The following is a 12,919-nucleotide window of genomic DNA, read 5'->3' on the forward strand; positions in this document are numbered from 1 at the left end:
GGAAACAGGATGGACATCGACTGGGCAGCACTCGGCGAGGTCTTCGGCGTCAGCCTCGTCATGACCGTGGCGCTCGTGGGCCTCTTCACGGTCGGCATCGTCGGCCTGTCGCCGAAGACGGAACCCGAGGGCCCCGACGGCGCCACCGGCGTGGAGACGGCCCCCTCCGCCCTGGCCAGGACAGGTGCGTACGTATGCTTCACGCTGTGTGCAGCAGCGGTGGCGTACGGGATCTATCTGATCGTCAAGTGACGACGCGGGCCGGCGGCCTGCTGGTCGCCGGCACGACGTCGGACGCGGGCAAGAGCGTCGTCACCGCCGGCATCTGCCGGTGGCTGGCCCGGCGCGGGGTCGCCGTCGCGCCGTTCAAGGCGCAGAACATGTCCCTCAACTCGTACGTGACCCGCGAGGGCGCCGAGATCGGGCGGGCGCAGGCCATGCAGGCGGCGGCGGCCCGCACCGAGCCCAGCGCGCTGATGAACCCCGTGCTGCTGAAGCCGGGCGGCGAGGCGAGCAGCCAGGTAGTGGTGCTGGGCCGGCCGGTGGCGGAGCTGAGCGCGGCGGGCTACCACGGCGAGCGGCAGCGGGCGCTGTTCGACACGGTCACGGACTGCCTGGAGCAGTTGCGGCGCTCGTACGACGTGGTGATCTGCGAGGGCGCGGGCAGCCCGGCGGAGATCAACCTGCGGCACAGCGACATCGTCAACATGGGCCTGGCGCGGGCGGCGCGGCTGCCCGTCGTGGTCGTCGGGGACATCGACAGGGGCGGGGTCTTCGCGTCGTTCTTCGGCACCACCGCGCTGCTGAGCGAAGCGGACCAGGGCCTGGTCGCGGGCTATCTGGTCAACAAGTTCCGCGGCGACGTCACGCTGCTGGAGCCGGGGCTCTCGATGCTCCGCGGGCTGACGGGACGGCAGACGCTGGGGGTGCTGCCCTACCGGCACGGGCTCGGCATCGACGAGGAGGACGGGCTGCGGCTGTCGCTGCGCGGCCGGATCCGGGAGACGGCGGCCGAGCGGCCGTACGGGGCCGAGGTGCTGCGGGTCGCGGTGGTGCCGGTGCCGCTGATGTCGAACTTCACGGACGTGGACGCGCTGGCCGCGGAGCCGGGCGTCGCCGTCCAGTTCACCGACCGGCCGGAGGAGTTGGCCGACGCGGACCTGGTGGTGCTGCCGGGGACGCGGGGCACCGTACGGGCGCTCGCATGGCTGCGGGAGCGGGGCATCGACGCGGCGGTGGCGCGGCGCGCGGCGCAGGGGCGGCCGGTGCTGGGCATATGCGGCGGGTTCCAGATGCTGGCGGAGCGGATCAGCGACGCGGAGGGCGTGGAGGCGCGGCCGGCCGAGGCGGTCGCCGGGCTGGGGCTGTTGCCGGTACGGGTGGCGTTCGCGGCGGACAAGACGCTGGCCCGGCCGGCGGGCACGGCTCTGGGCGAGCCGGTGGCGGGGTACGAGATCCACCACGGGGTCGCGGAGGTGCTGGGCGGGGAGCCGTTCCTCGACGGGTGCCGGGTGGGGCAGGTGTGGGGGACGCACTGGCACGGGGCGCTGGAGAACGACGGCTTCCGGCGGGCGTTCCTGCGGCGGGTGGCGGCGGACGCGGGGCGGGCGTTCGTGCCGGCGCCGGACACGTCGTTCGAAGGGCTGCGGGAGGAGCAGTTGGAGCGGCTGGGGGATCTGATCGAGGAGCATGCGGACACGAAGGCGCTGCTGCGGCTGATCGAGTCGGGCGCCCCGGCCGGCCTGCCGTTCCTGCCGCCCGGGGCGCCGACGCCCTAGGCGCCGGCCGGCGGCCGTACCGGTACGCGCGCGCCGCCCCGCCCGTACCGGTACGTGCGCCTCAGCCCCGCGTGCGGAGGCGGGCCAGCACCACGCCGCCGACCCCGGCGCCGACGAGCAGCGCCGCGCCGCCCACCAGGTACGGGGTCGCCGAACTGCCGCCCGTCTTTGCGAGTTGCCCCTCGGGGGCGGGGTCAGCGGACTCGTCCTGCACCGGCTCCGCGTCCCCCTGCGGCCGTTCGCCGGGCTCCTCCGCCGTGTCCGTACCGCCGGCCGGCGTCTCGCACGCCGCCTCGACGAGGGTCACCTCGCCCTCGACCTCGGCGACGTTGAGCTTGAGCGGGTTCACCGACACCGTCAGCCGCAGCGCCGCGGCGCTCGCCGCCGACCGCGTGGTCCGCGTCTGCGAGAAGCCGAGCGACACCTCCCCCACGCCCGGCACGGCGACCACCGTCGGCTCCCCGCCCACGGTGACGGTGACGCGCTTGCCCAGCACCGTGACGGAGCCGAGGGTCTGCGACTCGGCCGCCGGCTTCTCGCCCACCGTGCAGACGGCCTTCGACGTCACCTCCTCGACCTCGATGAGGGAGAGCGCGGGCAGCCCGGGCACGTGCACCTGGGCGCGGGCGAGGTTCGCGGACGCCTCGGCGCCGTCCGCCTCGACGGTGGCCTCGGCGGTGGCGACTTCGGCGCGCGCGATGTTCACGGCCTCGACCCCGCCGGGGTGTTCGGCGCCCTCGGCGGCGGCGAGGCCGTCGACGCGTACGTCGAGCGCGGTCTTGTCCGCGGCGCCGGAGTCGCGGCCCGCGGTGGGCACGCGGACCTCGTTGAGCGAAGAAAGCACCGGCACCTGCACGGACTTGTCGAGCAGGGAGACGTCGAGGTCGGCGCGGAGCACGGCGGCGGCGGCCGAGCCGGTACGGCCCGGGGAGCCGCCCTCGGTGCCGTCGGCGTGCGCGGGCGCGGCCAGGAGCAGGGCGGGGCCGGCGGTCAGCGCGGCCGCCGTGACGGCGGCCGCGGGCATGCGAAACAGGCAGGACAAACGGGACAAGGAACAAACCCCCCACGGGTGAACGGTCGTCGGATCGTCAACTGCCCCGCCATGTTTACGCACTCAGGGTGACGCAACGGACACTCTGCGCTCGTTCACTCCATCGGGCGAATCGCGCCCCGGAAGTAGACTCCCACCCCCCGGTTCCCGGTTATCAGCCGACGACCCGGCCCCGCAGCACGATCCGCCGCGGGGCCGTCAGCACCCGCACGTCGGCCAGCGGGTCCGCTTCGTACACGACGAGGTCCGCCGGCGCGCCCTCCGTCAGGCCCGGCCGCCCGAGCCACTCCCGCGCACCCCACACCGCCGCCGAGACGGCGTCGGCCACCGGGATCCCGGCGGCGGCCAGCTCGGCCACCTCCTGCCCGACCAGCCCGTGGGCCAGCGAGCCGCCCGCGTCGGTGCCCGCGTAGACGGGGATCCCGGCGTCGTGGGCGGCGCGCACGGTGTCGTAGCGGCGGGCGTGCAGCCGGCGCATGTGGTCGGCCCAGCGCGGGAACCTGCCCTGGCCGCCCTCCGCGAGCTGCGGGAACGTCGCGATGTTGACCAGCGTGGGCACGATGGCGACGCCGCGCTCGGCGAAGAGCGGGACGGTCTCCTCGGTGAGCCCCGTGGCGTGCTCGACGCAGTCGATGCCCGCCTCGACCAGGTCGCGCAGCGAGTCCTCGGCGAAGCAGTGGGCGGTCACGCGGGCGCCGAGGCGGTGGGCCTCGGCGATGGCGGGGGCCAGGGCCTCGCGCGGCCAGCAGGGGCGCAGGTCGCCGGCCTCGCGGTCGATCCAGTCGCCGACGAGCTTGACCCAGCCGTCGCCGCGGCGCGCCTCGCGGGCGACGTACGCGACGAGGTCGGCCGGTTCGATCTCGTGGGCGTAGTTGCGGATGTACCGGCGGGTACGGGCGATGTGGCGGCCGGCGCGGATGATCCGCGGCAGGTCGTCGCGGTCGTCGATCCAGCGGGTGTCGGCGGCGGAGCCCGCGTCGCGCAGCAGCAGGGCGCCGGCATCGCGTTCGGTGCGGGCCTGCTTCTCGCTGGTGGCGTCCTCCACGGCGCCGTGTTCGTCGAGCCCGACGTGGCAGTGGGCGTCTACGAGCCCGGGCAGCGCCCAGCCGTCGATGTCCACGACGTCGCGCGTGGCGGCGGGTGGCGTGAACGTGACGCGCCCGCCCACCACCCACAGCTCGTCGCGGATCTCCTCGCGGCCGGTCAGCACCCGGCCCCGCACGCGCAGCACCGGGCTCTCGCTCATGGGGGCACCCTAGCCAAGGGCCGGACCCCGGCGATCTCCGGGTATACCGCGCACGTCTTCACGCTAAGGAACGAACACGGGGGGTAAGGCATTGACGTATGTTTAACGACAGTTTATCGTCGCCACGCAGAAGTGATTTTCCCGTCTTCTTCTGCCCGCTTCCCGGCCGGGTAAACCAGGTAGTTTTTCGGCCAGTCAACCTTCTCAATCCGGACAGCGGCCGGAGTCGTTATAAATCCGTTACATTTCCCCCTTGGGTGCCAAGTTCGCCCGGGAATTCCGTGAGATACCGGGCATACCCCCTTGGGCTTGCGCGCTCGCGCGTGCACGCGGATAACATACCTACGTCCCTTTTGTAACCCCTACTGGCCGTGCGATTTCAATTTCCACTAGGTAAATTCAATCTGCATGACTGCCGCACAAGCAGACCTAGCAGGCCCTCCCGATAAACCCCGCACCGCGGCTGTAGACGAGGCGGGGGTCCGTCTGGACACCCCGCGAATCGAGGACGGCGCCGCAATCTGGCGCATCGCACGCGACTCCGGGTCGCTGGACCTCAACTCCTCGTACAGCTACCTGCTGTGGTGTCGCGACTTCGCCGACACCACCGTCGTGGCGCGGGACTCGGACGGCGCCCCGGTCGGCTTCGTCACCGGCTACATCCGGCCCGCGCGGCCGGAGACCCTCGTCGTCTGGCAGATCGCCGTGGACGCCGCCTTCCGCGGCCGCGGCCTCGCCGGCGCACTGCTCGACGGGCTGACCGAACGCGCGCTCCAGGACCGCGGCATACGTCGCCTCGAAACGACCATCACCCCGGAAAACTCCGCCTCCGACCAGCTCTTCCGCTCGTACGCGCGCCGCCACGGCGCCGACGTCGACCGCGACGTGCTGTTCCGCGGAGAGCACTTCCCGGACGGGCACGAGCCCGAGCTGCTGTACCGCATCGGCCCCCTCGCGGGCTGAGCGTCCCGCACCTTCGCACCCCCCACCCCGCACCCCTCGCACACCGGATCATCTCCCAGGAGAACGCCGTGACCATCACACCGCCCGCCCTGAGCGTCTTCGAGACCCTGGAGTCGGAGGTGCGCAGCTACTGCCGTGGCTGGCCCGCGGTCTTCGACCGGGCCCAGGGCAGCTATCTGTACGACGAGGACGGCCACACCTACCTCGACTTCTTCGCCGGCGCCGGATCCCTCAACTACGGCCACAACAACGCCGTGCTCAAGCGCGCCCTGCTCGACTACCTGGAGCGCGACGGCATCACCCACGGCCTGGACATGGCCACCACCGCCAAGCGCGCGTTCCTGGAGACCTTCCAGAACGTGGTCCTGCGCCCCCGCGACCTGCCGTACAAGGTCATGTTCCCGGGGCCGACGGGCACCAACGCCGTCGAGGCCGCGCTGAAGCTGGCCCGCAAGGTCAAGGGCCGCGAGGCGATCGTCTCGTTCACCAACGCCTTCCACGGCATGTCGCTCGGCTCGCTCGCCGTCACCGGCAACGCCTTCAAGCGCGCCGGCGCCGGCATCCCGCTGGTGCACGGCACCCCGATGCCGTTCGACAACTACCTCGACGGCCAGGTCCCGGACTTCCTGTGGTTCGAGCGGCTGCTGGAGGACCAGGGCTCCGGGCTCAACAAGCCCGCCGCCGTCATCGTCGAGACCATCCAGGGCGAGGGCGGCATCAACGTGGCCCGCGCCGAGTGGCTGCGCGGCCTCGCCGAGCTGTGCAAACGCCGCGACATGCTGCTCATCGTCGACGACATCCAGATGGGCTGCGGCCGCACCGGCGGCTTCTTCTCCTTCGAGGACGCGGGCATCACGCCGGACATCGTCACGCTCTCCAAGTCCCTCAGCGGCTACGGGCTGCCGATGTCGCTCACCCTGTTCAAGCCGGAGCTGGACATCTGGGAGCCGGGCGAGCACAACGGCACGTTCCGCGGCAACAACCCGGCGTTCGTCACCGCCACCGCCGCGCTCGACACGTACTGGGCCGACGGCCAGATGGAGAAGCAGACCCTGGCCCGCGGCGAGCAGATCGAGCAGGCGCTGGTCGCGATCTGCGCGGAGCACGCCGACGCCGACACCACGTACCGCGGCCGCGGCATGGTGTGGGGGCTGGAGTTCCCCGACCCGGCGCGGGCCGCCCGCGTGTGCAGGCGCGCTTTCGATCTGGGGCTCATCCTGGAGACCTCGGGACCGCAGAGCGAGGTCGTCAAGCTGCTGCCGGCGCTGACGACCACGCCGGACGACCTGGACGAGGGCCTGCGCACGCTGGCCCGGGCGGTCCGCGAGACCGCCTGACGGGCGTCGTCCCGCCTCGTCCACGCAGAAACGTACACGCCGACCGACCGCCGACCCGAACCCCGAAAGAGAGGCACAGAAGCACCGTGATCGTCCGATCCTTCAAGGAGCTCGAGGGCACCGACCGGCACATCAAGTCCGCGTCGGGGACCTGGGAGAGCAAGCGCATCGTGCTCGCCAAGGAGCGCGTCGGCTTCTCCCTCCACGAGACCGTGCTCTACGCGGGCACCGAGACCTCCATGTGGTACGCCAACCACATCGAGGCCGTCGTCTGCGTCGAGGGCGAGGCCGAACTCACCAACGACGAGACCGGCGAGAAGCACGTCATCACGCCGGGCACGATGTACCTGCTGGACGGGCACGAGAAGCACACGATGCGGATCAAGCAGGACTTCCGCTGCATCTGCGTCTTCAACCCGCCGGTCACCGGCCGTGAAGACCACGACGACAACGGCGTGTACCCACTGCTGACTGAGGAGGACTGAGAACCATGGCCACCCCGACGGTCACCGACCTCTACCCGACGCGCGGCGCCGAAGAAGTGAGCACGCCGCGTCAGGACCCGGTGGTCTGGTCGGAACCGGGTGCCGACGGGCCCATCCCGCCGTGGGAGCTGGAGGGCTACGAGCGCAACGGCTTCCTGACGGTCGACCAACTGATCACCGCGGATGAGGTGGAGACGTACCGGGCCGAGCTGGACCGGCTCGTCGCCGACCCGCAGATCCGGGCCGACGAGCGCTCGATCATCGAGGCCAGCACGCAGTCCGTGCGCTCCATCTTCGAAATCCACAAGATCAGCGACGTCTTCGGGAAGCTGGTGCGCGACGAGCGCGTCCTCGACCGCGCACGGCAGATCCTCGGCTCCGACGTGTACATCCACCAGAGCCGGATCAACATCAAGCCCGGGTTCGGGGCCTCGGGCTTCTACTGGCACTCGGACTTCGAGACCTGGCACGCCGAGGACGGCCTGCCGAACATGCGGACCGTGTCGGTCTCGATCGCGCTGACGGAGAACTACGAGACCAACGGCGGCCTCATGATCATGCCGGGGTCGCACCGGACGTTCCTCGGCTGCGCGGGCGCCACGCCGAAGGACAACTACAAGAAGTCGCTCCAGATGCAGGACGCCGGCACGCCGTCGGACGGGGCGCTGGCGGAGATGGCCGACGCGCACGGCATCAAGCTGTTCACCGGCGGGGCCGGGGCGGCGACCTGGTTCGACTGCAACTGCATGCACGGCTCGGGCGACAACATCACCCCGTACCCGCGCAGCAACGTTTTCCTCGTCTTCAACAGCGTGGAGAACGCGGCGGTGGAGCCGTTCGCGGCACCCGTGCGGCGGCCGGACTTCATCGGCGCGCGGGACTTCACGCCGGTGATGTGACGGCGGGCGTTCTCCGCCCGGCCGGGAAGCCGAAGCCTCCGGTTACTCCGGAGGCTTCGGCTTCCGGCTTGTGGCGGTGGCCCGCGCAACCCCGGACGAGGGCTCTTGCCCCGCCGCTCCCGGCTCGACCGACTCCACGCGCATGGCTACGACCAGGCGTGTCCATGACCAACTGCGCCTAGGCTGAGTGGGTACGAACCGGCTGTCGGCATCACGAGGGAGTGAGATGGCCAGCGGACGCGGCGTGACCGTGGTGCGTACCAGCTCGCCGGTGCTCGTCGGACGCGGCATGGAGCTGGAGGTGCTGCTCAGGACGGTCACGAACGGCTCGACCGTGGTGCTGATCGAGGGTGAGGCGGGGGTCGGCAAGACGCGGCTCGTGCACGAACTGCTCGCCCAGCCGCGCCTCGCGTCCCTGCGTCCGATGGTGGGGCACTGCCAGCAGCTCCGGGAGCCGTTCCCGTTCGGGGCGGTGATCGAGGCGCTACGGTCGCTGGCGGGGCTGCCGGTCCCCGAGCTGAGCCCGGTCGCCGGTGCGTTGCGCCCGCTGCTGCCCGAACTGGCCGACCTGCTGCCGCCGCCACCCGTGCCCATCGGCGATCCGCACGCCGAGCGGCACCGGACGCTGCGGGCCGCGCGGGAGCTGATGGGTGCGATCGGGCCGGCGCTGCTCGTCGTGGAGGACCTCCAGTGGGCCGACGACAGCACCCGGCAGATGCTGCGGTTCGTGATGGGCGACCCGCCGCCCGACCTGTCCGTGATGGTCACCTACCGCCGCGAGGACCTTGCCGGGCAGCCGCCGCTCGGCACCGCCTACCGCCCGCCCGACCGGGTTTCCAGCGTGGTGCTCCAGCTCGAACCGCTCGACGTCGCCGGGGTCGGCGAGCTGGCGGCGGCGATCCTGGCGGAGGACTCGGTCTCCGACGACCTCGCCGCCCGCCTGCACGAACGCACCGCGGGCATCCCGTTCGTGGTGGAGGAGCTGCTGCGCACGTGGCGCACGGGGGCCGCGGCCGGCGCGTACCGCCGCACCGACCGGGCCTTCGACGACGTCCGGGTCCCGGTCCTGCTGCGGGACGCGATGGCCGATCGCCTGGCCGGACTGCCCGCGCCGACCCGGCGGCTGGTGCACGCGGCGGCCGTCCTCGGCGTGCCGTCGCGGGTCGAGCAGCTCACCGCGGTCGCCGGGACCGACTCCGCGACCGCGTGGGGCGCGCTCACCCAGGCCGCGGAGAGCGGGGTGCTGTTCGAGACCGAACCCGCCCGGTACGGCTTCCGGCACACGCTCGCCCGGCAGGCCGTGTACGACACGCTGAGCGGGCCCGTCCGGCAGGACCTGCACGCGGCGGCGATCGGCGCGCTCGAACGGCTCGACCCGCCGCCGCTGGTCCAGCTTGCCGAGCACAGCCGCAACGCCGGCCGCACCGCCGACTGGCTGCGCTACGGCGAGCGGGCGGCCGACCTCGCCACGGCCGTCGGCGACCCGTCCGCCGCCACCGGCATGCTGCAACGGCTGGTGGCCGAGCCCGACCTCACGGGCCCCGACGTCGACCGGCTCGCCGTCAAGCTGGGCAACGTCGCGTACACGGGACTGGACCAGCACGACCCGGTGGCCACCTTGGAGCGCCTGCTCAACGACCGGCGGCTGGCCACGGCCGCGCGGGGCGAGGTCCGCCTCCTCCTGGGCCTGCTGCTGGTGCGGCAGAAGGGCGGCATCGAGGCGGCGCGCGCGGAGATACGCCGCGCCGTGGCGGACCTGTCCGAACGTCCCGACCTGGCGGCGAAGGGCGTCGCGCTGCTCGGCACCCCGTTCATCGGCAGCGCGCCGTTCACCGAGCAACGGGTGCTGCTGGCCGAGACCGAGCGCCGGCTCGCGCGGTGCGAGGACCCGGAGCTGCGCATCTCCCTGCTGGCGAACCTGCTCGGCTCGCGGCTGCACGTCGGCGACCCGACCGTGCAGGCCGAACTGCTCACCCTGCCGCAGACGGCCGAGGACGCCGGCGAGCGGCGGCAGCTCGCCAGGGCCCGCTGCAACCTCGCGGACGCCTGCACGTCCGTCGGCCACTTCGCGCAGGCACGCGAGTTCCTGGCGACCGGCACGCAGCTCGCCGCGTCGGCCGGCAGCCCGTTCGTCATCAGCACGGCCCGGTCGACGCAGGTACGGCTCGACTGGTACACCGGCGCCTGGTCCGGACTCGCCGACCGCGCGCACCGGCTGCTCGCCGACTACCGGGACCTGCTGCCGGTGGCGAGCGAACTGTCCCTCGTGCTGGGGCTCCTGGCGGTCTCCCGTGGCGAGTGGCCCGCCGCCGAGACGCACTTCACCCACACCGGTATCGAGGCTCCGGACGACGCCATCTCGCCGATCGTGATCGGCGGCTTCGCCGGACTCGCCTGGATGCGGCTGTCGCAGAACGACGCGGGCGGTGCGGCCCAGGCGGCGGAAGAGGGCATCGCGGTGCTGCGCCGCAAGGGGGTGTGGACCTGGTCGGCCGACCTGGCGCCGGTCGCGGTCCGCACGCTGCTCGCCGCCGGCCGTACGGACGAGGCCCGCGCGTTCGTCGAGGAGCTGGCCGACGGGATGGCCGATCGCGACGCGCCCCTCGCGCACGCCGCCCTGCTCGTGTGCCGGGGCGAGCTGGCGGAGGCGGACGGTGCCCTGACCGCCGCGGTCGGCCACTTCGGCGCGGCGCAGGCGGCGTACGGGCAGCTCCCCGCACCGTACCTGGCGGCGCTGGCGGCGGAGCGGGTGACGCTGGGCCGGCTCGCCCTCGGCGACGCCGGCGCGAACGACGAGCTGGCCGCACTCGCCGACGTCTTCGAAGCGCTCTCCGCGACCCGCGACGCCGCCCGCTGCCGGCACGACCTGCGCAGCCACGGCGGCAGCACCCCGTCGCGGCGGGGCCGGCGCGGTTACGGCGGCGCGCTGTCGCCGAGGGAACAGGACGTCGCCCGGCTGGCGTCGCGCGGACTGACCAACCGGCAGATCGCCGACGTCCTGTTCCTCTCCCCCCGTACCGTCGAGCAGCACGTCGCCAAGGTGCTGCGCAAGCTGGGCGTCAGGTCCCGGTCCGACATCGCCGGGTTGCCCTGACGCCCGCCTGTGCCGCGCTGGGCGGGACCTACTGGGAGAAGCAGAAGGCTTGGGCGCCGAAGCTCCAGCAGGTGATCGGTTTGCTGCTGGTGTCGGTGTTGCCGGCCTTGTCGGTCACCGTGAGCTGGGCGGTGTAATTGCCCTGCGCGCTGGGGTAGGCGTGCGTCGCGGAGCGCCCCGTGCCGGTCCTGCCGTCACCGAACGTCCAGGCGTACGACGCGATGTCACCGTCCGGATCGGTGGAACCGCTCGCGTCGAAGGTGCAGCTCGCCCACTGGCAGAACGCCGTGAACGACGCAGACGGCGCCTCACCCGCAGGCGGCTGACCCGCACGTACCGACTTCGTGACCTCGTCGGAGTTGCCCTCGTCGTCCGTCACCGTCAGCGTCACGTCGTAGGAACCCGCCGACCCGTAGCTGTGGGACGGGGTTGCCCCCTCGCCGCTCTTGCCATCACCGAAGTCCCAGGCGTACGAAGCGATCGAACCACCCTCGTCCGACGACCCGGAGCCGTCGAAAGCGCACTCCAGCGACTCCGCGCAGTCCGCCTCGAACGCCGCGGTCGGCCGGCCCGGCTGCGGCTCGCCGCCGCCCAGGTCGGTCACGTCGAGGAACCTGTTCGGCGACCCCGGCCCGGGATTGGACACCCAGCCGCTCACCGCGGCGTCCACCAGCGCGTCCCGTACCTCCTGCGGCGTGGCGTCCGGATGCCCCGACAGGTACAGCGCGGCGGCGCCGCTCACGTGCGGGGCGGCCATCGACGTGCCGGACATGCCCTTGCTGCCGTCGTTGTCGGAGTTGCTGGCGGAGGTGATGCCGTCGGCGGGGGCGTAGATGTCGATGCAGCTTCCGTGGTTGGACAGGCTGTACTCGCCCTTGCCGCTGTTGGTCCCGGCGACGGTGATCACCTCGGGGACCTGCCCGGGGCTGAAGCCGCAGGCGTCCTGGTTGTCGTTGCCCGCCGCGGCCACCCAGGTGATCCCGGACGCGATGGAGTTGCGGATAGCCCGGTTGATGCCCTCGGGGTCGGCGCCCGCGCCGCCGGACACCCAACTGGCGTTCGCGACCGCGGGCTTTCGGGCGTTCTGCGTCACCCAGTCGATGCCCTCGATGGACACCGCGTCGGGTGCGTTCCCGCCGCAGTCGAGCACCTTGACGCCGACGACCGCGACGTCCTTGGCCACGCCGTAGCCCTCGCTGGAGGAGGTGCCGCCGGTGTGGGTGCCGTGCCCCCCGTCGAACTGGCCCTTGCAGTCGTTGACGTTGCCGTCGTCGTCCACGAAGTCGTAGCCCGACTCGGCCCGGCCCTCGAAGGAGACGTGGTCCAGGTTCAGCTCGGTGTCGGTGTTGTAGACGGTGACGCCGGTGCCGGTGTTCGGATAGCGGTACGTGTCGTCGACGGCGCCGTCGACGTGGTCGAGCCCCCAGGACGGCGGGTCGGGCTGCTCGCCCGCGGAGCGCGCGGTGGCCGCCGGGTCCGCGGCTTCCGCGGCGTCCGCGGCCTCCGCCGGACCGGGCCGGGCCGCGAGGTCCGCCGGGACGGCCGGCACGGCCGCGGACCGGACCCACAGCGACTGCTGCACGAAGTCGACCGCCGGATCTGCGGCGAGGCGCTTCGCCTGCGTCTCGCCCATCTCCGCCGAGAAGCCGCGCAGCGCGGCCGAGTACACGTGGCCGACCTCACCGCCGTACCGGTCGGTGAGCGATTCGGCCTGGGTGCTCACCGTCGAGGACGCGGCCGGTGCGAGCGACGTGGCGCCGTGCAGCCCGACGATGTAGTGGCCCGGGATGGCGTCGGGCGCGCCGAGGCTGAGCACCGTGCCCTCCGTGGCCTGCGCCGGGCCGGTGCCGGCCAGGAGCGCGGCGGTCGTGGCAGCGCCGACCAGCAGCCCGAGGGCTCGCCGTCGGTGCTCGTGCTTCACGTTCATGGGTTCTTCCTCCGTTAGGGAGAAGCGGAAGGCTCGGGTGCCGAAGCTCCAGCAGGAGATGTCCCGGTAGCCGCTGCCCGGGCGCGCGGTTGGGCAGGTTCGCGCGCGCCCGGGCAGCGGCGTTACGGAGGGCACCCGC

The 12,919-nt window shown here is 72.7% G+C and carries 10 protein-coding genes; 7 read left to right on the forward strand and 3 right to left on the reverse strand.

Annotated features, from left to right (window positions below):
* Positions 1 to 9 precede the first annotated feature (9 nt).
* Both QBL21_RS23105 and QBL21_RS23110 read left to right on the forward strand, forming a co-directional pair.
* A complete protein-coding gene (locus QBL21_RS23105) occupies positions 10 to 252 on the forward strand; it encodes a hypothetical protein (RefSeq protein WP_407564128.1) in 243 nt (80 codons plus the stop codon).
* A complete protein-coding gene (locus tag QBL21_RS23110; protein ID WP_407564129.1) occupies positions 249 to 1,778 on the forward strand; it encodes a cobyric acid synthase in 1,530 nt (509 codons plus the stop codon). The genes QBL21_RS23105 and QBL21_RS23110 overlap by 4 nt, the downstream gene beginning before the upstream one ends.
* Positions 1,779 to 1,839: 61 nt before the next feature.
* Here QBL21_RS23110 and QBL21_RS23115 read toward each other — a convergent pair whose 3' ends face one another.
* A complete protein-coding gene (locus QBL21_RS23115) occupies positions 1,840 to 2,802 on the reverse strand; it encodes an SCO1860 family LAETG-anchored protein (RefSeq protein WP_407564130.1) in 963 nt (320 codons plus the stop codon).
* A 181-nt stretch (positions 2,803 to 2,983) separates the two neighbouring features.
* Positions 2,984 to 4,075 (reverse strand): amidohydrolase family protein, encoded by a 1,092-nt coding sequence (locus QBL21_RS23120; protein WP_407564131.1) that lies wholly within the window; start codon positions 4,073 to 4,075, stop codon positions 2,984 to 2,986.
* A 408-nt stretch (positions 4,076 to 4,483) separates the two neighbouring features.
* On the opposite strand from QBL21_RS23120, the gene ectA reads away from it, so the two are divergent.
* The 5 genes from ectA (at position 4,484) to QBL21_RS23145 (ending at position 10,853) form a co-directional block, all read left to right on the forward strand.
* Positions 4,484 to 5,038 carry a diaminobutyrate acetyltransferase gene (gene ectA / locus QBL21_RS23125; protein WP_407564132.1) on the forward strand — a complete coding sequence of 185 codons (555 nt, stop codon included), beginning with the start codon at positions 4,484 to 4,486 and terminating at the stop codon, positions 5,036 to 5,038.
* Positions 5,039 to 5,106: 68 nt separating this feature from the next.
* Positions 5,107 to 6,375, forward strand: coding sequence for a diaminobutyrate--2-oxoglutarate transaminase (ectB, locus tag QBL21_RS23130; protein WP_407564133.1), 1,269 nt, complete (start codon positions 5,107 to 5,109; stop codon positions 6,373 to 6,375).
* 86 nt (positions 6,376 to 6,461) lie between these two features.
* Positions 6,462 to 6,860 (forward strand): ectoine synthase, encoded by a 399-nt coding sequence (locus QBL21_RS23135; RefSeq protein WP_281619085.1) that lies wholly within the window; start codon positions 6,462 to 6,464, stop codon positions 6,858 to 6,860.
* Between the two features lie 5 nt (positions 6,861 to 6,865).
* The gene (gene thpD / locus QBL21_RS23140; RefSeq protein ID WP_407564134.1) at positions 6,866 to 7,759 is read left to right on the forward strand and encodes an ectoine hydroxylase; all 894 of its coding nucleotides are present in this window, start codon (positions 6,866 to 6,868) and stop codon (positions 7,757 to 7,759) included.
* Positions 7,760 to 7,985: 226 nt separating this feature from the next.
* Positions 7,986 to 10,853: an ATP-binding protein gene (locus QBL21_RS23145; protein ID WP_407564135.1), complete on the forward strand. Its 2,868-nt coding sequence runs from the start codon at positions 7,986 to 7,988 to the stop codon at positions 10,851 to 10,853.
* A gap of 28 nt (positions 10,854 to 10,881) precedes the next feature.
* Here the strand turns inward: QBL21_RS23145 and QBL21_RS23150 are convergent, their stop codons facing one another.
* Complete coding sequence (locus tag QBL21_RS23150; protein ID WP_407564136.1) at positions 10,882 to 12,780, reverse strand: PKD domain-containing protein; 1,899 nt, start codon at positions 12,778 to 12,780, stop codon at positions 10,882 to 10,884.
* Positions 12,781 to 12,919: the final 139 nt, after the last annotated feature.

Origin of the sequence: Streptomyces sp. 184 (assembly GCF_045781775.1) — a bacterium.
In the GTDB taxonomy this organism is placed as follows: Bacteria; Actinomycetota; Actinomycetes; order Streptomycetales; family Streptomycetaceae; genus Streptomyces.